At 50.2% G+C, this 20,708-nt stretch carries 15 protein-coding genes; 4 read left to right on the forward strand and 11 right to left on the reverse strand.

The window, feature by feature from the left end; all coding sequences use genetic code 11:
* Positions 1 to 90: 90 nt before the first annotated feature.
* Positions 91 to 1,461, forward strand: a complete 1,371-nt coding sequence (gene hemN / locus BFC18_RS09190; protein WP_070125259.1) for an oxygen-independent coproporphyrinogen III oxidase — start codon at positions 91 to 93, stop codon at positions 1,459 to 1,461.
* A gap of 5 nt (positions 1,462 to 1,466) precedes the next feature.
* Here hemN and BFC18_RS09195 read toward each other — a convergent pair whose 3' ends face one another.
* From BFC18_RS09195 to moaB, 7 genes are read right to left on the reverse strand one after another with little or no spacing between them, the layout of a single operon-like run.
* On the reverse strand, positions 1,467 to 2,480 hold the full coding sequence (locus BFC18_RS09195; protein ID WP_070125260.1) for an ATP-binding cassette domain-containing protein: 1,014 nt from the start codon (positions 2,478 to 2,480) through the stop codon (positions 1,467 to 1,469).
* The gene (modB, locus tag BFC18_RS09200) at positions 2,468 to 3,145 is read right to left on the reverse strand and encodes a molybdate ABC transporter permease subunit (protein ID WP_070125261.1); all 678 of its coding nucleotides are present in this window, start codon (positions 3,143 to 3,145) and stop codon (positions 2,468 to 2,470) included. The genes BFC18_RS09195 and modB overlap by 13 nt, the downstream gene beginning before the upstream one ends.
* A gap of 10 nt (positions 3,146 to 3,155) precedes the next feature.
* A complete protein-coding gene (modA, locus tag BFC18_RS09205; protein ID WP_070125262.1) occupies positions 3,156 to 3,911 on the reverse strand; it encodes a molybdate ABC transporter substrate-binding protein in 756 nt (251 codons plus the stop codon).
* 17 nt (positions 3,912 to 3,928) lie between these two features.
* Positions 3,929 to 4,387, reverse strand: a complete 459-nt coding sequence (locus BFC18_RS09210; protein ID WP_070125263.1) for a molybdenum cofactor biosynthesis protein MoaE — start codon at positions 4,385 to 4,387, stop codon at positions 3,929 to 3,931.
* Positions 4,388 to 4,636, reverse strand: a complete 249-nt coding sequence (gene moaD, locus BFC18_RS09215) for a molybdopterin converting factor subunit 1 (RefSeq protein ID WP_070125264.1) — start codon at positions 4,634 to 4,636, stop codon at positions 4,388 to 4,390. It lies immediately after the preceding gene.
* Positions 4,637 to 4,641: 5 nt separating this feature from the next.
* Entirely contained in the window at positions 4,642 to 5,118 is a 477-nt protein-coding gene (gene moaC, locus BFC18_RS09220) for a cyclic pyranopterin monophosphate synthase MoaC (protein ID WP_070125265.1), read from the reverse strand.
* The gene (gene moaB, locus BFC18_RS09225) at positions 5,118 to 5,624 is read right to left on the reverse strand and encodes a molybdenum cofactor biosynthesis protein B (RefSeq protein ID WP_070125266.1); all 507 of its coding nucleotides are present in this window, start codon (positions 5,622 to 5,624) and stop codon (positions 5,118 to 5,120) included. Before moaB ends, moaC begins: the two co-directional genes overlap by 1 nt.
* A gap of 104 nt (positions 5,625 to 5,728) precedes the next feature.
* Between moaB and BFC18_RS09230 the strand changes: the two genes are divergently transcribed.
* Positions 5,729 to 6,490: a HesA/MoeB/ThiF family protein gene (locus tag BFC18_RS09230; protein ID WP_070125267.1), complete on the forward strand. Its 762-nt coding sequence runs from the start codon at positions 5,729 to 5,731 to the stop codon at positions 6,488 to 6,490.
* A 3-nt stretch (positions 6,491 to 6,493) separates the two neighbouring features.
* On the forward strand, positions 6,494 to 7,615 hold the full coding sequence (locus tag BFC18_RS09235; RefSeq protein ID WP_070125268.1) for a succinylglutamate desuccinylase/aspartoacylase domain-containing protein: 1,122 nt from the start codon (positions 6,494 to 6,496) through the stop codon (positions 7,613 to 7,615).
* Between the two features lie 94 nt (positions 7,616 to 7,709).
* Here BFC18_RS09235 and BFC18_RS09240 read toward each other — a convergent pair whose 3' ends face one another.
* On the reverse strand, positions 7,710 to 10,061 hold the full coding sequence (locus tag BFC18_RS09240; RefSeq protein WP_083273008.1) for a zinc-dependent metalloprotease: 2,352 nt from the start codon (positions 10,059 to 10,061) through the stop codon (positions 7,710 to 7,712).
* A gap of 348 nt (positions 10,062 to 10,409) precedes the next feature.
* Here BFC18_RS09240 and BFC18_RS09245 point away from each other — a divergent pair, with 348 nt between their 5' ends.
* Entirely contained in the window at positions 10,410 to 11,441 is a 1,032-nt protein-coding gene (locus BFC18_RS09245) for a M14 family metallopeptidase (protein WP_070125270.1), read from the forward strand.
* A 20-nt stretch (positions 11,442 to 11,461) separates the two neighbouring features.
* Here the strand turns inward: BFC18_RS09245 and recD are convergent, their stop codons facing one another.
* Genes recD through recC form a run of 3 tightly spaced genes read right to left on the reverse strand, consistent with a single transcriptional unit; the run spans position 11,462 to position 20,246 of the window.
* Entirely contained in the window at positions 11,462 to 13,324 is a 1,863-nt protein-coding gene (recD, locus tag BFC18_RS09250) for an exodeoxyribonuclease V subunit alpha (protein WP_070125271.1), read from the reverse strand.
* Entirely contained in the window at positions 13,321 to 16,899 is a 3,579-nt protein-coding gene (recB, locus tag BFC18_RS09255; RefSeq protein WP_070125272.1) for an exodeoxyribonuclease V subunit beta, read from the reverse strand. The genes recD and recB overlap by 4 nt, the downstream gene beginning before the upstream one ends.
* The gene (gene recC / locus BFC18_RS09260; protein ID WP_083272991.1) at positions 16,896 to 20,246 is read right to left on the reverse strand and encodes an exodeoxyribonuclease V subunit gamma; all 3,351 of its coding nucleotides are present in this window, start codon (positions 20,244 to 20,246) and stop codon (positions 16,896 to 16,898) included. The genes recB and recC overlap by 4 nt, the downstream gene beginning before the upstream one ends.
* Positions 20,247 to 20,708: the final 462 nt, after the last annotated feature.

A 20,708-nucleotide genomic window follows, 5' to 3' on the forward strand; every position in this document is an offset into this window, starting at 1 on the left:
AACATTCTGCAAAATATTGAATCAGATCAATTTTTGCCTGCTAGCCGGTGGGTATACTTTCCAGGTATTAAAAGACAAACCGGAAAAAGCATGGCTATCAGCGAACTCTTCGACCCCGCACGTATGCAGAAATACAATATCAACGGGCCTCGATACACCTCTTACCCTACAGCCCTTGAATTCGGTGAAATCACGCATTTGTCACCGGTTGAGCATGCATTATCGCAGTCAAAGGCGCGAAGCGTTTCGCTTTATTTGCACATTCCGTTTTGTCATAGCCTTTGCTATTACTGTGGCTGTAATAAAGTGGTTACCCGACATAGTGAAAAAGCTGACCGCTACTTAGATTATCTTGCCAAGGAAATGGCAATCCGCTCTGTAGCTTTTGCCGGTAGAAAAGTAGAACAAATTCACTTAGGCGGCGGCACACCGAGCTTTCTCAGTGAACGCCAACAAACGCGATTAATGACACTGATAAAAGCCAATTTTGATGTGATCGATGATGCCGAAATCGGAATTGAAATAGATCCCCGCCGGGTAACGCCCCAATACCTCAAACATTTAGCCAACCTGGGATTCAACCGGCTGAGCATCGGCGTACAAGATACCGACTACAAAGTACAAGATGCCATCAACCGGGTACAAAGTACTTCTCATATTGCCCATTTGGTGGACTACGCCAGAGCCATGAATTTTAAATCAGTGAACCTCGATTTGATTTATGGCTTGCCCCACCAGACACCTGATACCTTTGCCACCACACTGGCTGCAGTTAAAGCCATGCAACCAGAGCGAATTAGCTTGTTCAGCTATGCCCATTTGCCCACACGCTTTGCGGCTCAACGTAAAATTAAAGATGAATGGCTGCCCAAGCCTGCGGAAAAAACAGCGCTAATGAAGCAAGCTGTAGAAAGCCTTACCCGAATAGGCTATGAACTGATTGGCATGGATCACTTTGCCCTGCCCGACGACGAACTCGCCGTTGCCCAGCGCAATGGTGAACTGCACCGCAATTTCCAAGGCTACACCACCCGTGGTGATTTAGATTTACTGGGTTTGGGCGTATCTTCCATTAGTGCCATTGGTAATGCGTATCTGCAAAACCCAAAAACCTTAAACGACTATTATGGTCAGCTAGATAGTCAACAGGAGCTCGCCCATCGCGGGTTATTTCTGTCGGCATCTGACATGTTGCGGGGCTATGTGATTCAGCAGCTCATGTGCAACCTGTCTTTGCGTTTTGACGAGGTGGAAAAGCGTTTCGCCATTGATTTCACCCATCACTTTGCCGCTGAGTTGGAGGCATTGAGAGAATTTGCTGAGGACGGATTGCTAAAGATAACCGCTGACGGGATCACGGTACTCCCATCAGCCAGACTGTTCATACGTATTATCTGTATGACCTTTGACGCTTACCTGAAAGACACGGCGCATCAGCACCGTTATTCACGAGTGATTTAGTTTGCCTATCGAAGTTTAAAGCGAGCGGTGACGGTTTCCCCAACTTTAAAGTGCAGCCGCTCCTGAGATAGCTGACTAATAAGTGCAAATATCTGCGTCTGTCCGGTTTTAAGTGTGAGCATTAATTGCCCGTCCTGGCTGTCAGAAATACCTTCAATGATGCTTTCCAAGCCGTTCACAATAGAGGAAGCATTGGCTGCTTCGCGGTCGACGCTGATATCTCTGGCGTCGATGGTGAGCATGGCTTCATTGCCATCAATAACCGGGAAGCGACCGTAAATCAGCTGCCCTTCACAGCGTATGGCATAGCAATTTTGCTCTTCCAGATGCGCTTCGAGCTTTCCCGTAAATACAGAGAAGCGTTGTTCAAAGCCGGGTAATTGTGAAGTCAGTTCAGCCAGCACATTGTCGCTTGGCCCTTGATGAACCATGGTTCCCGCATCCATCCAGGCCATGTAATCGGTATACAACGCCAGTTCTCGTAGATCGTGAGAAACCATCAAAATCTTCAATCCACCACGGCTCAGTGTGGCAAGATATTTCAGTACTTCATGTTTCAGACTGTCATCGAGTGCACTCACCGGTTCATCTAACAATAAAATAGCCGGTGAATTGAGGATGGCGCGCGCAATAGCCACCCGTTGGGCTTCTCCTCCGGATAACGTCTCTGGCATACGCGTCATGAGATGATGACATTTGCAACCCAACACCACCTCATCGAAATGATGGGTTTGCTGTTTAGCAAAGTCTGCAGCCAGTAAGAGGTTTTGGCCTACCGATAAATGGGGAAATAACAAGCTGTCCTGAAAAACCAGTCCAGTACGAACCCGGGCAATGCGCAGCGCGTCCCACTGTCCGTTCACCTTAGCAGCACGACTAAGTCCAGCAAGGCAGCGCAAAAGCGTAGACTTGCCCGCCCCCGACGGACCGCTTAGCCCAACAAATCTGGCACTGGCAGGGAAATCTAACCGAACATTCAGGCTAAGGTTGTCGCCGGTTGTATTAACTACGACTTCCATGCTGTCACCCCGTTGCGGTTATAGCGGTACAACAGCGCCATCAATAGGAATGAAAACACCAATAAGCCAAACGCTAACGCGTGCGCCTTACCGTACTCCATGGCTTCCACGTGCTCGAACAGCGCGATAGACAATACCTGCGTTTCGCCAGGAATGTTGCCACCAATCATGAGAACTACACCAAATTCGCCCACTGTATGAGCAAAGCTCAAGCCCAGCGCCACCATAAAGGCTGGCTTACAAATTGGCATAATGATGCGGCGGAAGCGGGACCATTTCGACATGCCCATGGTGCGCGCCACATCAATGTATCGGTTATCCAGTTGAAGGAAACTCGCGTAAAGCGGTTGTACTGCAAACGGCAAAGAATATATTAGTGAGCCGATCACTAGCCCGGCAAATGAAAACGCCAATTGCTCACCAGTAATAAGCTGCCAAAGTTCTCCTGCGACGGCATTCGGAGAAAAAACCACCAGCAGATAAAATCCCAGAACGGTGGGCGGTAATACAAGCGGTAACGCGACGACAGCAAGCACCAGGTTTTTCGCTTTGTGTTGCCAACGCGACAACTTCCAGGCCAGCGGCGTGGCAATAAGCATCAATAACACACTGGTGAAAAGCGCCAATTTCAGCGTTAACCAGATAGCGTCAATATCGCTTTGCATTTATCGGCACCTACCTTTTACCGGCTGATTGGTATCCCCAATCCATGAGGCTTTTTTGCACCTTTGCAGAAAGGAGATATTGCATAAAGCGACGGGCGGCATACGGATGCGCGCTGTCTTTGATGATCACCATTTTTTGAACGATTGGCGCATGATAATCATCAGGAATGAGCAGATAAGAATAATTGCTGCGCTTAACCAGCGACCAAGCGACAAACGCATCATCCACATTTCCCGAAGTAAAATACTGATACGTCTGCAGTATATTTTTGCCCTGTACTTGTCTGAACGGTAGCGCAGTGTCAGCTGGTAGTGTGCCCAATGCCTGAGAGGCGGCCAGCCCATATGGAGCTAATTTGGGGTTGGCAATGGCCACAGGCTTGTCGAATTTTCGGGAAACAAAAGCGTTAAGTGAATCCGGCGCACCGCTGCGAGAAACTAATGCCAGGCGGCCAGTAGCATATGAGCGAAGGGTTTGTTTTTCTGCCAATCCTTCCGCCACCAGCTTTTCAGGACGCAAAGCATCAGCAGAAAGGAATACGTCAAACGGCGCGCCGTGCTGAATTTGCGCATACAGCGTGCCACTCGAACTTACTGTAATAATGGGTTTAATACCGGTTTTCTTTTCAAACGCTTCAGCAAAATGCTTAACAGGTTGGGCGAAATTAGCAGCAACAGCAATATTCACCTGCTGCTCGTCGGCATGGGCAAAAACATTGAACATCACAACAAGGACACACAACGCTTTTACTATCCATCTGTTCATAATGATCCTGATAAATTTTATTTTTGATTCAGCCACTTCATGGCCGCTTCTTCATCGCTAGCTTTTGCTGCAACCCAGGTTGCGTCGCCGTCTTGATGCTCTTTCTTCCATAGGGGCACCGATTTTTTCAGCATATCCATAACAAATTCAGCCGCTTCAAATGCGGCCTTACGATGACTAGCGGCACAACCCACCCACACAATAGGCTCGTGATTACCCACAAACCCATATCGATGCACAATACCGGCACTGCGAAGATCAAACTGCATTTTCGCCTGTTCGAGTAATTTCATCATCGCGGCTTCAGTCATTCCTGGATAATGCTCCAGGCTAATGCCGTCTATGCCGCCTTCATTGTTGTAATCCCGCACCAAGCCGGTGAAGGTAACAATGGCACCTGCATTCGTCGCCTTTGCTTTCAATCGTGTGTTGTATGCCTGTTCATCAAGGGCGGCATCGGTGACTTCTGCAAACATTTAGCCTCCGGTTACGGGCGGGAAAAAAGCCACTTCGTCGTTGTCTTTGATCTGACTATCGTCGTCACCCAACTCCTGATTTACCGCACACAGTACGCCGTCTGCCAGTACCTGCTGCCAATTCGCTGAACGCGCTGCGAGCATCGATTTAAGCTGAGAAACCGTACTGCATCCATCAGGCAATGGTAAAGCCAGGCTGTCTTCACCCGTGATCTCCCGGACCTGAGCAAAGGTCTTTATATTAATCATGCACCTTACTCCGCCAGCCACTCGCCAGTTTTACCGCCGCGCTTCTCGAGAACGCGCACACCTTCCAGGCGCATACCAGGGTCGATGGCTTTACACATATCAAATAAGGTCAGAAGTGCAACATTTACCCCCGTTAACGCTTCCATCTCCACGCCGGTTTTACCGCTAACTTTACAAAAGCAGGTGGTGCGAATGCGTTTTAAATCGGTCTGCAATTCAAAGTCAATATCGACTTTATTCAGCGCCAGCGGATGGCATAATGGAATAAGGTCGGCACAGCGTTTCGCGCCCTGAATACCCGCCACCCGGGCCACAGCGAACACGTCGCCTTTCATCACCTTGTGATCAGATATTGCTGTAATCACTTCATCAGAAACATGCAGAAACCCTTCTGCCATCGCTTCTCTTCGTGTTTCCTGTTTGTCAGATACGTCCACCATGTTGGCTTCGCCACTAGCATTTAAATGACTAAACCCCGCCATTACAGCTCTCCGGTGAGATGTTTCACAAAGTTACAAGGGCGGTATTCTGAATCTAGTTGGCTTTTAATGATGCCATCCCAAGCAGTGCGGCAAGCGCCTGTGCTGCCTGGTAAGCAGAAAATCACCGTGCGGTTAGCAAAACCCGCAATGGCCCGTGACTGCACAGTAGATGTGCCAATTTCCTGAAAACTTAAATGACGAAACAGTTCACCGAAACCATCAACGGTTTTATCAAACAGTACCGACAAGGCTTCAGGGGTAGAATCGCGGTGTGTAAATCCCGTTCCGCCCGTTACCAGAATGCCGTGAATATCAGCATCGGCAATCCAGGCCGATACAATGGCGCGCTGGGCGTAGATATCATCTTTCACCAGGTCGCGGGCGGTTAGTGTATGGCCAGCGGCTTCCAGGGCTTCAACCAGGTACGCACCAGAGGTGTCGCTTTCCAGTGTTCGTGTGTCTGAGATAGTAAGAACGGCAAGATTCAGTGATACTGCTGATGACATGAAAATTCCTGATAAATTTCATCCAGGTTGTGACAAATCGTCGTTTCCAATACGATATCTGAAAATCGACCAACCTGGTCGGTGACTGAGATTAATAAATTACTATGCCAGATACTTTAACGCATACTCAAGCTATGCGATACAACCGCCACATTGTATTGCCCCAATTTGATATAGATGGACAGGAAAAACTGCTGAACGCCCGTATTCTGCTCATTGGAATGGGCGGCCTGGGCAATGCTGTAGCACAAAGCCTGGCTGCTGGCGGCGTGGGTGCACTCACGTTGATAGACGACGACAAGGTAGAGCAACATAATTTACCCCGCCAAATTTTGTTCACCGATGCTGACTGCGGCCAATTTAAAGTCGACGCGGCCCGCTCCCGGCTCGGCGCACTGGCACCGGACTGCCGCATTACGCCCCTGCGTGCCCGCTTAAGTGATGAAGCATTGCTGGAGCAAGCCAGTCAGCATGACATCATCGTCGATTGCACAGACAACCTTGCCAGTCGGCGACAAATTAATCAGGTGAGCGTTCAAGCGGGTATTCCCCTGATAAGCGGGGCAGCAATCCGTTTTGAGGGACAGCTATTTGTTAGCGTACCGGGTGACGGTAAGGCCTGCTACGGCTGTGTAGAAAAGCGCTTTCACATGGCAGAACTAAGCTGCAATGAAGCCGGCATTCTTTCACCGGTGGTAAGTATGATTGGTATTGCACAAGCACACCTGGTAATGCAATGCCTCAGCGGATTTGGCACACTACCCACGGGTGAACTGCAATTATTCGATGGCCTCAATTTTCAGTGGCAAAAATTTAAAGTATCGCCTCATCCAGCATGCGACATCTGTAACAATACGGCAGAATAAATAATGACAACAATGACCAAGTCCCACATGGTGGTGGCACAAAATGCCTCTGGCAGAAGTATGAATGTGCCGATTTACCGGTTCAAAGGCGCGGTGCCAGGGCCAACGGTGTACATTCAAAGCTCTATTCACGGTGCAGAGGTACAGGGAAATGTGGTGATTTATCAGCTAATCCAGGCTTTAAAAGAGCAGGATGTGGCCGGTGAAATCATTCTGGTGCCGAACTGTAATCCTATTGGCACAAATATAAAAGCTGGCGAGTACACGTTAGGCCGCTTCGACCCGGTTAACGGTACCAACTGGAACCGAGGGTATTTCTTCGATGAAGAAAAGGTGTATGCATTCGCCGATACGGTAAACGAGAACGACGATATTAGTACCATTCGTGATGACTTTCTTACCTATTGGGCAGAATGTATCGCGGAAAAACTGGCTTCTCCCTGGGGATTAGGCTTAGCCCAACAGCTAAACCTGAAACTACAACAACTGGCGGTGAACGCAGACTTTGTGCTCGATTTGCACAATGGGCCAGTGTCTACCCGCCACGTTTATATTCCTGAATATGCGAAAGATTCAGCCACGCTGTTTAACTTTCCACATTGTATTTTTATTCCTAACAAATTTGCCGGCGCACTAGACGAGGCCACCTTTTGCCCGTGGTGGACGTTGCAAGACGCACTTTCAGCCCGATTTGGTCGTAGCATTCAATTTGGTATCGAGGCGTTCACCCTGGAAATGGGCAGTCAGGAAGTCATTCAATTCTCTGAAGGGAAAGTGGATGCAAAGAGTATTCTTACCTATCTGACGGCCAAAAATGCTTTACCCCACTCCTCCCTTGCGCCTGCGGCCATGAAAAGAGTGGGCGTTATGCTCAAGGACTACAAAACCCTGTTTACCCAATGGGGTGGCATGGTGGAATACTGCGTGAAGCCCGGGGATTGGGTTAAGCGTGGCGAGACAATTGCCAGGGTGCTGAACATCGACGAACTGGACACCGAAGCTGGCTGTTTTGCGGTAGAAGCCCCCTGCGACCTAATACCAATGCTGCATTTTCCGTCGGCGTCAGTGCTCAGCGGCACACAATTATTTAAGGTATTCACGAACTACTTCACACTCACGGAGTAAACGTAGCGCAAAAATATGGCGCATAATCACACAATAAAAAAGCCCGATTTTCTCACAGAGATCGGGCTTTTTGATGTGTAAAGGAGCGTATTTTTTAAATTGGCGAGCCCGGTGGAAGCGGCTTCACGTCGAATGCCCCTGGCCACTTGCCTGTGTCGAAGTATACGCCAAGCTGATCATGTAGCACCTCAGAGCCGGCGAACTTGCTGTCGTCGTCTAGCCAGTCGGCAAATTTCAGTACCGCATCATCGATTACCAGCTTCACTTCCGGTGCCAGATCATCAGACATCGCGGTTTTCATTACCGCATTAAGTGCAACTAAACGAAGACGGGCGTTGAGTCCGTAGTCGGCTTGTTTGTTGTCGTACCAATGCAGCTTGAAAATCCGCTCCACGATTTGCTCAACGCTGGGAATACCCCGACTCTGACTGGCCTGCCAGGAAAGACGGTTTAGCCGCTCTGGCGCAAGCAACAAGGTTAAACTGTAGTTTGCTGCGGCTTCAGCGGCAGAGACCGGATCAAAAGCCAAGCCCATACGACTATTAAATTGCTCACGGGTAATATCATCGCCAAAGGCGGTCGGAGGAATAAGTGATAGCAGCTCAGTAGGCAGCTCGAGGAACGCTGGGGATGTCGCTTCCAAAAGTTGCTTAAGCGCTTGCTTCTGACGCTCTGCCGCCACAAACGTCACCCCTTTCGGTTTGTCATAATCGCCCTTGCGCTCGTACTCATAATTCAATCCGCCAATTTGCTTCGCCACGGATTCAAGCTGATAGCGATGCGAGAGATACACGGGCACCAACGCATCTTCAATAGACGATAAGCTCGCATTGTCAGCAATGGTATTCAGCCCCATATTTGCCAAGGCCAGCTTCCGTATTTTTACCATCTCGTCGAACGCTTTAAGTGGGTCACTGCCGTTATCCCACATATGACCATTGCTTGATGGATGCGAGGAGGAACGGGTATCCCAGTCGGTTTTAAACGCCAGTCCCTGCGCTCTCGATTGCGATAATAATGCAGCCAGGCCCGCTTGTTCGGCTTCTGCCGTGGCGTAATCCTGATAACCATAGGCAATCGTATGCAGATCCCATTTGCCCATACCGGTTGCATAGGCGTTATCCAGTACAATTTTATCGTTTTTCACCGACAACATGGGGTGAGGATAATCCATCACCGATTCACGGCCGTTCTCACTGGCGGCGAAGTTATGGGCAATACCAAGAGTGTGGCCAACTTCGTGTGCCGCCAACTGACGGATGCGGGCCAACGCCATTTCCTTTTGCGCTTCTGTGGTTTGTTCACCATCAAATGGGCTGGTCAGGCCCAGTGCGATGAGAAAATCCTGACGAACACGTAATGAGCCCAGGGTAACATTTCCTTTCAGAATTTCACCGGTGCGGGGATCACGCACAGAATAACCGTAAGACCAGCCCCGGGTAGCACGGTGTACCCAGTGAATCATGTTATAGCGCAGATCCATGGGGTCGGCGCCCTCAGGCAACACTTTCACCTGAAACGCATCTTTGTAACCTATGGCCTCAAACGCTTGATTCCACCAACTCGTTCCCTCACGAAGTGCACTCATGACAGGTTCAGGGATACCTGGGTCGAGATAATACACAATCGGTTCGACGGCTTCGCTGACATCGGCATCCACATCTTTTTTGTGTAACCGGTGACGAGAAATATACTTCACTTCTGTGGGTTCGGTGATATCCGTGGCGTAATCAAAGTAACCCTGTTTCCAGAAGCCCGAATAAGGGTTATACGCGCGAGGAGAATAGCCCTCTTCAGGTAATTCAACGAAGGAATGATGCAGATGCACTGTTAGGCTTTCTGCTGATGGCGTAACCTGGCTCACGTAGTCCCCAGGATTGCTTCCCGCAAAGGTAACAATGGCTTCCAGTTCAGTATTTTTTGGAAACGCTTTGCTGCGAGGCATAAATACGGCACTTCGGGCGGCATCAACGTTATAGCTGCCTTGCTTAGCTCTCGATAACCGTTTAGCCACGCCATGCACATCACTAAGCAGGTACTGGGTGTAATCCACCAGCACGCCGTTGCTGCTTGCCGCAACGGCAGTAAAACCAGCCAACACGGAATCGGCAAAAGCTTCATCGATACTTGCCAGTTCAGCGGCATTTTCAGACACCGAGCGATAGCGGGTATTAAGCTCTTTCATCAACAACTTATTACCGTGTCGTTCAAAAGCCACCAGATGGGCTTCCCCTAACTGACCGCGATCCAAACCAATATCGTTGGAACCTACACCTTGAGGCAGACTGGTCTGCAGTAACATCTGTTCATCGAGTTTGTTCACGTGCAGGTATATTTTGTCGCTGCTCGCATCGTAATAGAACGGCAAATAGCCATCCTTGCGAATCATGTCTTTGGTGAATTCTGTCACCGACGGCAACGCGGCCCACAGTGGCGTGCTAACCATCAATAACAGAAACGTCAGGGATTTGCGCAAAGTGAGTTCTCCATGTTAATGCTGCATTTGTTGTTATTTATTTTCTACTGGCTGACTGGTGGCGAAGCATCGAAGGCACCTTGTTAAATTATTAAGTCAGCTGAAAACGGCTATTCGCTGCCATTTACTATCCTACCCTACCCTGAAAATTCAAACGCTGGCAACCGCTCTCGATCAATATGGGCGGTTTTGCGATTAAGGTGCATGGCCAGTAGATAGCCAAGATGACCTGTCCCGTTGATCTGCGTCAACGCACAAAAAACCGCAGTGACTATGCTCTCAATGAATGCTAAACGATAAGCGAATACAGGATGAATTATGACCGCAGCGTTTCGGGACTACAGTATCGAACAGAATGGTGTGTACCATTTTTATGATCTCAATCCCGGGATCTTGCCTCAAACACCTTCAGAAGTAATTCAACAATTACCCGGCCCATCCGTGCTGCACATTAACGGCCGAACTGATGGCTGTCGTGTTATCACCGCGCTGATCCACGGCGACAGTGCGAACAGTTTGCGTGCCCTGTTAGCAACGCTGAAAGACGGAGGCGCACCGGCAACCAACGTGAAGGTGATTATTGTCTCTGTCGAAGCGGCAAAATTAACACCGGTGTTTAGCCATTCATATTTACCCGGCCAGCGAGATTTAAATCGTTGTTTTCGCGAGCCCTTTCTCTATCAATCTGATCACCTTGCCAATCGGCTGTTAAATTATCTTGAAACATGGCGTCCGGAATCCGTGGTCGATATTCACGATACCCTGGCCATGACGCACGCCTTTGCAATATCAGTATGTGAAAATCATGCACATAAAGTGCTTGCGTCTTACTTCACCGATTTACTGATTTTTTCGCCCATCAGTATTGGCGCCTTAACCGATTTAAACATTGGGTGTCCGATCATTTCAGTGCATGCGCCCAGTGATTATGCAGGTATTCAGCAGTGCAACCTGTATAAAAACCTCATGCGATTCTGGCAGACCGATGTGTTGCAGCAACAACAAGAAGTGAGCGTGCTTTCACAACCCAGAAGATTGGAACTACGACGCAGTGCGGCGCTGACGTTTTCTGATAAACCGGTTTTCGGTGTGAATTGTACTCTACGGCAGGATATTGAAAATTGCAGCTTTACCGTTCAGCACCCCGGCGATGTACTGGGCTGGGTTGATCATAACAAGCTCGCGCATTTTCGTGTGGTGGGTCGAGCGCCGAGAGAGAAAGTGTCTGACTTTTTCTGTGCCGATGATAACAGTCTCACGGTAGCCCAACCGATGAAACTGTTTGTGTTAGGTAAAAGTACCGACCTGGCCAAATCGAATTGCCTGTTTTACTTCAGTACCGGTAGCTAGCGCTTCAAACAAGGCCGGTGTCATGCACCGGCCCATTTCTCATCAATGCGCTCAGCCAACCCCGAATGACGCACCGCTCGGGTTTGTATAACGGCACTCACCCGTTCCGACGCAGCGAGAATGACACAGCCCTTTTTGGCCCGGGTCAATCCGGTGTAGATAAGCTCCCGAGTCACCATAGACGCGGCTTTCCCCTGAGCGGGTGGTAACCACATCACCACATTGCGAAATTCAGAGCCCTGAGATTTGTGAATCGTCATGGCGTACACAGTTTGCACCGCCGGTAACCGCGAAAGGCTTACCGCCCGTAACTCGCCGTGGCGGTCGTAAAACCACGCTTTTAACTGTTGCGAATCATCTGGCCATATCACCCCGGTATCGCCATTAAAGAGGCGTTGCGTGTAGTCGTTCTCCAGCACCATAATGGGACGACCGATATAATGACCATTGTTGCCTGCCATCCGATTGGGTTGCAACACCCGTTCTATTTCCTCATTGAGCGTATTCACGCCCCCTTCACCATTGCGTACGGGCGTTAACCAGCGGCAGTGATTCATAGCCTCAAGTGCAGAGGCCGGGCTATTCGCCTGTGACAGCGCCGCGAAACTGTCTTTAATTAATTTGCGTAACCCGTTGCCCTGCTGAACAGGCATGAGCACAACGTCCTCAAGTTCCATCAACCCCGGTACCGGCTCACTGGTTCTGGTCAGTAAATTTAGCACCCTGTCACTGTCGCCATCGCGCATGGCTACGGCAACTTCAGCCAGTTTTCCACTGTAGCGTTGACTGACCTTCAACGGAAAAACCGTGGTCAGGCTGTGTTCGTCCACCGCAATGCCAGGTAAATGCGGACACAACCGATGAACGTGTTTAGCAAGTGCGTCAGTCACCTTCAAATCATGGCTGTCGTCATCCGGCGTAAGTGCTTCAAGCACATTACCCGACTCCACCGACGGCAATTGATTAGCATCCCCCACCAGATAAACACTGGTACTTGCAGGTAATGCCCGAAACACACGGGTCATTAGCGCTAAGTCCACCATGGAGGCTTCATCGATAATTAACACATCACAATGAATCAGGTTATCAGTGTGGTGCTTAGGTTTTATTGAAAAAGGCCGCATGCCTAACAATCGATGCAGTGTGCTTGCTTCGGTAACAATGCGTTGCTTTATACCTTCAATACTGTCACCAGAAATGGCATGTAAACTGTTACTGACGGATTCGGTCAGCCGCTGCGCGGCCTTACCCGTGGGTGCCGCCAGTTTTATGGTGAGCGGTTTATCTGAAGCGGCCTGTAGCGCCAGTAGTAAGCGGGCAACGGTATAGGTTTTGCCGGTACCAGGGCCGCCGTTAATCACCGCAAAATCACGGGTGAGCGCACAGGCGGTAGCGACTTGTTGCCAGTCTTGCTCTAACATTGGCATGGTGGGGAAAAGCTGCGGCCACACCTGGTGCAAGCGGTCATAGTCGTCATCGCTAAACGCCCGCTGGCGCGTTCGACTCACCACGCCTTCTGCCACAGTGAGCTCAAATTGCCAATATCGCGCCGTATAAAGTTTTCCGCGGTGGTAAATCAACTGCTGTGGTTCGCCGAATTGCTCACTGAGTTCCCTGGCCGCTTTCACCAGTGTCGTCAGGTCATCAAACTGCACACCTTCACAGTTCTGTTCGGCGTCATCGAACAGTCGCTTGCCAGCAATATCGGCCAGTGACAAACAGGTATGGCCCTGACGAAGATGCCATGATAACGCGACCAATAGATAAAACGGTGTTGCGTCCGTTACTTCAGCAAACTGACAGGCAAAGTAATAATCGATGGCTTCGATATCGGCCAAATGACTCAAACGTTTATCTGACTGCGTGCGCAGCGCTGTACTCATGATAACTCCTCCACCGCTTCACCATTAAAGGCATTATCCAGCGCTTCTAGCGTTGCCATATCCACCGGTGTATAGAACACCCCTTCAGAGTGCGCATTGTCTGGATGCATCCCTCGTAGATACAGATAAAATACGCCACCAAAATGCTGTTGAGGCTGATAGCCCTGCAATCCGTTTTTCAGATAACGGTGCAGCGCCAATGCATAAAGTAAATATTGCAGGTCGTACAGGTGATGCTGATTATTGCGGGCCAATTGAGCAAACTGATAATGCGCCATGTCATTACCAAGATGGGTAGATTTATAGTCGGCTACATAATACTTGCCATCGTGTTCAAAAATTAAATCGATAAAACCGTGCATCATGCCTTCCAGCATAGGGCGGGATATTTTCGGCACAGGCTGCGCATTGTCGCCGTTAACCTGCTGACGATGAGCCGTTAAAATTCGGCTTAGTGCCCACCAGTTTGCCTGTTTCACGGGAAAATAAAACTCGGCTTCCCGCAAGGTATGCTCAAGCGGTAAATCATGCATACAAACCTCGGTTGCACCATTATTCAGCGGCGTTGATAGTACCTCATTCATCCAGTCACAAAGCTGCGTGTAGTCTTCGTCTGTCAGGGCAAGCCGGTTTGCCAGGGAGCGGGACTCACTCCAGTCCGGTGCCGAAAAGTCAGTGACTTCCAGCATATCATGAAGAAGATTACCCGCTGATGCGCCCTTCTCCAGCGTGAACCTGAACGGTAGCGTGTCGTTAACTGCGACGGTCTCGACGACCACGTCGGCGATTTCTTCATCACGTTGGGTGTGCTTTACCGCCACCTGCTGACGGGTTAAAGCGGTAAATGAATATAACCGCCATGCGTCTTCTACCGTACCGGTAAACTGCGACAGCTTCAGCGCTGGCGGCGCCCCATCGATACTTCGCTCGCCGGTCGCTTCAGGCGTGATGTGCCCAGGCAGGAAAAGGGTGTGCTCTCCCTCCTGTTCCACTTTACTGATAGCCCCATGCCAGTTAACCGCGTCAGTTAAACCCAGTGCGGCGGCAATGGATGATTTTCTCGCATTATCAAATTCGGCGATGCCTAAATAACAACGATGGGCAGCCCGGGTTATCGCCACATACAGCAAGCGCATGGCTTCCGCCTCGCCTTCTTTGCGAACCAGTGCTTCGGCTTCCTCGGAATGGCCAAGCTGCAACACCTGCTGTCGAGTGGCGGGATCGTTAAACTGATAAAAATCCATCAGGGATTTATTGGCACGGCCGGGATCTTTATAAATGCTGGCGAAAGGTACGAAGACGATGGGATATTCCAACCCTTTAGAACCGTGTTGGGTGATCAACTGAATAAGTCTGGCATCACTTTCCAGACGCTGAATATGCTCTTCGTTATCACCCGCATTTTCCAGCTGACGATGCAACCAGATAAGCAATTGCTCCGGCTGCGGTGTGGCAGAAGCCTGCTTTTCCAACACTTCGGCCAGGTGCATGTAATTGGTAAGATGGCGCTCGGTGTTGTCGTCGGTTACCGCGAAATGCTGGCGTAGCAATGTTAACACCACTGCCATACATCCCTGCTTAACCCACATGGCACGTAAGGCAGAGACTTCTGCCATGCAAGCTTCCCAGAGCACGTCATCTTCGTCGTGCAGCATGGCCACCAGCTTCTCATGCTCATAGCCCAGCAGCGGACTGGCCAACGCCGCCGATAACCGGGCTAATTGCTCACTGTGCCAAATTCCATCGAGCACACGGTATAAGTCACTGGCTTCTTCAGACGCGAAAAGCGATGTCTTGGTACTGAGGAACACCGCGCCAAGATCGTTTCGCTTCAGGCTGCGCTGAACGATATCCGCCTCAGCCCCTGAACGTACCAGAATCGCGATATCAGCGGGCTCTACCGGCTTTCCGTTGAATCTGGCATCACTGAGTAAACGCAAAATTTCGTCGCTCATCCAGTCGGCTAACTTGCGACTAAGGTACGGTTTAGTGGAGGGCTCGCCTTCTTCCTGCTCCAGCACCACGTAATTCATGGCACGTCGTTCTGCAGGGTCTTCGAACACCTCTTTTGCCGCTTTTGCATGGGCCGTTGAATTGACTTTCTCGTAGCGAATGCCGTAGCCGAACACATCTTCAGGCGCTTCATTTAGCGGCGCGCCATGAAATACCCGATTGTAAGCGGTGACCATATTCGCGGTAGAACGCCAGTTTGTGTCCATCACCCAACGAAAATCGGCACCTTCACCCGCTTGCAGGTAAGTAAAGATGTCGCCCCCACGAAAGCCGTAAATTGCCTGTTTAGGATCGCCAATCATCATCAGCGTGAGTGCGTCGCTCGACCGGGGATACACCGCGGATAATATTCGGTACTGACATGCATCGGTGTCCTGAAACTCGTCCACCAGCGCAACAGGATAAAGCTGTCTGAGCACAGTGCGCAGCGTGCTGTCTTCACTGTCGAGTTTATCGGCCAATAAACGAATGAGATCATCGAAGTCGACAATGCCCAGCTTGCGCTTCGCTTCGGCAACATGACGCCGAATGTACTGGAAACCATCGGCAATGAGGGTATGGATAGGCAGCAGTGTTTCGTTTTTTTCTTTCAGCGCGTCGACTTTTTTCAGTTCATCGCTTAAGCCGGTTACAAACGTTTTTACCGCCACCAGCACGGGTTTCGCGGTGGCATCTTTCATGTAACCGCGGCTGCCATTTAAGGCATCGGTGACTGACTTTTCCGCAACCAGTAATTCCCCCTGTGAGAGGTACGCCATCATCGCCTGCCATTCTTCGCGCCACTGCGCTTCATTTTTATGGCCAGCGATTTTACCCATCACTATCGGTTCCACCTCTTGTGCCGCCTGGACGTGATGGGGAAAACCAGGTAGAAACTGATGTCGCAGCAGTGTGATGGCACTCTCGTAATTATCGGCTATCGATGCCGCGTCAGCATATTTCGGCGTGAGATCGCCCCGTAGTGGTTTACCAAAAGCACCAATAAAGTTGCCAGGCACATGCCAGCCTTTTTCAGTCAGTAATGCGTATTTTTCCGGTACGACCACCAGCGTTCTTATCCAGTCTGCGGCTGCTTGCTCCCACAATTCGCTGGTATCGGTTTCCAGCGACAACGACATGGGAGAACCACTGGCAAATGCCTGCTGAGACAAGACATGGTTACAAAAGCCGTGAATGGTAAACACCGACGCTTCGTCGAGCTCTAGCATGGCGGCTTCAAGTATTTGTAATCCCTCTTCGGCGGGCGCAATGCGGTAAAGGCCGCTAAAAAACGCATCAACATCGTCGAGGGCTGACGGGTCAGCACTGACCTTGTGCCACAACTTCACAGCATCGCGTAACGTCTCACCAATACGGCCACGGATCTCCTCCGTCGCCGCTTTCGTAAATGTCATTACCAGGATTTGTTGAATGGTGAGTTTTTTCTCTAGCAAAAGGCGCAAATAGATACGGGTAATATTGAATGTTTTCCCGGTGCCTGCACTAGCCTCGATTAAATGCCGACCTCGCAGTGGCATGGCGGCCACGTCCAGTGTCTGAAACGCCTGATTCATATCACTCATAGGGCTTCTCCTTTGCTGCCAAGACGCAGCGGCACATAAAAGTCGAGAACCAGTCCTAAATCGCATTGAGACTGCTGGATACCGAGTGGGAAAAACCAGCGGCTGTAAGGGTCTTCGCTGATGCTTTTACGAAATTCACTGCCGTTGTCGAGTACAGCATCCCAGGCCATTACGCCTCGGGCACTCATCAGCCACTCGTCAAAGCCGATATCGGGTATTTTGCACTGCCGACCAGATGGGCCGCCGGTGTATTTCTGCGCAAGCCCAGCGCCGATATCGGCGAAGTCAGGTACCGGACTTTGCAAGATTTTCAGGTAAGCCGACATCATCATATCCAGCCGTCTTTTCGCCAACTCTGCGGGTACAGGTTGATAGACTTGCTTGTAAATCTTGGCTTCACCTTTCTCTCGCTTGATGAAATGAACGTTTAACGGCAGTGCATTGCCATTGGCGTTAAAACATAACAGGGTGAGATATTGCTCGACGCTGCGTTTGGTATTCTGACTGCCGTAATGCAACATCTGTAAACCATCACCGCCCTGCCAGGCTCTGGCTTCGATGATATGTTGCTGACTTTCTACCTGCATCACGTTTTGTTCTACTACATGCAGGCCGAGGCTCTGAAACAACGCAGATGCTTCCTGCTGCCAATCGTCAAGCAAGCCTGGCGTAAGCGGCGTATCAGGAAAATCCCCACTGTGTTGCAGAACGCGGGCGATCTCAGTTTTGTCTTGTTGTTTAAAATCGGCTTCGACAAAAGCGCGAATACTGTTGAACCGTAGCAAGCTGTTCTCTTCGAAAGGCTCTTCATCGTTCAACAGTGGTGACGATTCTTCCAGATAAACGCCCAGTCGCTTGTTAGCAAAGGTTTTTAGCGGGTTATCGAAAGCGCGAGCCAACTCATCAACACTCAAATTGTCTGTGCGTTCTGGTGTGGCTGTCGCGCTGAATGCCCCTTGTGTGAGCGCTTGTTTGTTTTGTAGCGCACTTGCCAAACGGAACCAGCCGCTTTCGAACCCAGGCGATTCGCCGGTGAAGTTAGCGGGACTAAATGGATGCAGCGGTAATTGCTTTATGTTCTGAGGCGTAAATCCATACCCTTGTTCCAGTAGTGCCAGCAACTCTGCCAGTACTAACGAGGGTTGTCGTTCGGTATTATCTTTGCCCCGCCGCCCCTGATAACTGAGATACAGATAGTCACGGGCGGAAATCAACGCTTCGAGAAACAAATAGCGATCTTCTAATCGACGAGAGCGGTCGCCCTGCTTACGTGGCCCCCGGGACATCAAATCAATGCTTAAAGGATTGGATTGACGGGGGAACTCACCGTCATTGAGGCCCAGAATACAGACGGTCTTGAATGGGATACTTCGCATGGGCAACATGGAGCAAAAAGTTACCTGACCGGTAAGGAAATGGTTCGCGGCATCGGGCGTTGTAAACTTTTTCACCAGCACAGTGCGGATTTGCAACAGTGTTAATGTATCTTCAAAGCCCGCTTGCTCACAATGGGTGACCAAATCCGCGGTGGCGCGACTCAGCGCCTCCCAGCTGTACAAATCGTCATTTGAGACTTCAAAGCACGTTTGCTTCATCTCTTCCAGGTACTGATGCCACTCTTGCGCGGTGCGAGGATGCGCCAATTCCTGGGCAAACCCCTGAAGCTGTTCTAATAACTGAATGAGCTTCCCAAGCAATACACTGTACTGGCCTTCTACTTCCGGCACCGTGAGCAGGTCGTTCACAAACTGTGGCGAATCTGCCATGGTCATACCAAGGAGCAACCGTTTTAACCCCCACGCCCAACTGAACGTTTCACTCACTTCGGCATTTAACAGCCGGGATTTATGGGTTTTGTCCCGCCCCCAATGCACGTGCGCCTGGTGTAACCACTGACTCATCAATTCAATATCATCGCCATTCAGTCGGAATTTGCGCTGTACGGGTTCCAAGCGCAGGTAATCGATGATCTGACTCACCTCGAAGCGACTATCGGGCAGCGACAACAATTGCATGAATGCAGCGATCATGGGTTCAGCGTCAAGTGGCGCCCTGTCAGCTATGGAACAGGGAATACGGGGAGGCGCCTGATCATGGGATTCCGGCGCACCAACGCGATGAAAAACGGCTTCGATAAAAGGCGCATACTCTTCAATGGCAGGACACATCACCACCACATCGGAGGGCTTCAAGACGTCGCTGGTGTCGCTGGTATCGTCGCCTGCCTGCATTAATCCCAACAGGTAATCGTGCAACGCTTCAACTTCGCGCAACGTGGTGTGCGCACTACACACTGAAACACTGGTATCGGCCGTGTCGTATTGAAAACCGCCATCTGGAGCAATGGCGTTGAAAATATCCTGCTGCAGCGCATGCAACAGGCTTTGCTGTGCATCGCCCTCGCCTGGCGCGTCGAGTTCGAACGCACTGACTTCGTAACTCTCCAGCGGTGTAAGCAAATTGAAAAGGTCCCGCCCCTGCTGCCCTAAGTTTCCAAGCAGGGGATTATCCTGACGGCTTTCTTGCCATTGCGTCAGCCCTTCCTCCCGCAACAGCCTGGCTTGCTCTTTGTTACTTTTTACATCGCCCCAGTAGTTTACGCTGGGGTTCAGGTGGAATACATGAATGTCGATATGACGACCCAATGCATCAAGAAACTGAATAAGCTGTGGAGCCATGGTATTAATTGCGAACACAATAATGTTATCCGGCAACGTGTTGACGGCTTCACCGTTACACAATGCCTCTACGGCATCGGCATGCAAGCGTGCGGGATGATCCGCTTCTTCTGCGACCAGCATGCGCCAAATAGACGCCTGCCATGCTTCATCGTCAGATCCCGTTTCTGCTAACTCGCCATTTTCCCAGGCGAACAGCCACTGCGGACGAAACAGCAAGTACTGCTCGTAAACGTCTGCTAGCGCGGTAGCCAGTTGCAAACGTTGCAGACTGGCTTCATCTTCATTGTCGATATCTTGCCAATAGCGGTTAACTGTCTTCGCCTCAGCACTGGCAGAAAACGCATCGCTACGGATAATGGCATCTATACGCCACACTAACACTTCCCGGCGATAGGCTGACTGTTTAGGTACCCTGTGTTCACCCAGGATCTGACGTGCGGTATCCCACATGAACCTTACCGGCAATGGAAACGATAAATTCATCGCCACGGTATGCTCTTCAGCCAGGGCCATATTCAGCCAGTGCTGCATGCCCGGGCTTTCAACCAAGATTGTTTGCGGCCTGAACAAGGATACCGGGCCATCACTGATACCCTGATGCTTTAGTAACGAGGAAAGAAGGTAACTAAGGTGTTCGAGTTTATTGGAGGGGTAAAGGGCTAACAAACATCACCTATATCAACACGTTTTTTGTCATGTTACGGGATAAAACGGTTGTCGACCAGTGGCAGGAATAGACAAAAGTTCAATGAAGAAATGATTGGCGAAAAAATGGGCTTAAGATAGAATAGCGGACAGAAAAAAACCCATACAGACCTCAGGACACGAAAAATCTGTATGGGCAAGGTTACGGGCTTGCTCATGACAACCGAATCACGGCGTTGCCTGGCACCGGATAAGGTTAGCGCCAAGAACAAGCGCAGATAACACAAATTATAAAGGCACTATGCGTGCCAAAAATAAAAAACTCGTAAAGTCAAAAACTTAGATGTTAACGATGCTTCTGCCAAGGCATCCCAGTATTTAGTTTTGGTGCGCTTGCACCAAATAAATGCATTACCATCTCCTTCTCCAGCGCACTGCAAGCGTGCCGCTATGCTTTTCTGTCTGCATCAGTTCCGTTACAAT

Origin of the sequence: Alteromonas confluentis, assembly GCF_001757105.1 — a bacterium.
Taxonomy (GTDB): Bacteria; Pseudomonadota; Gammaproteobacteria; order Enterobacterales; family Alteromonadaceae; genus Alteromonas; species Alteromonas confluentis.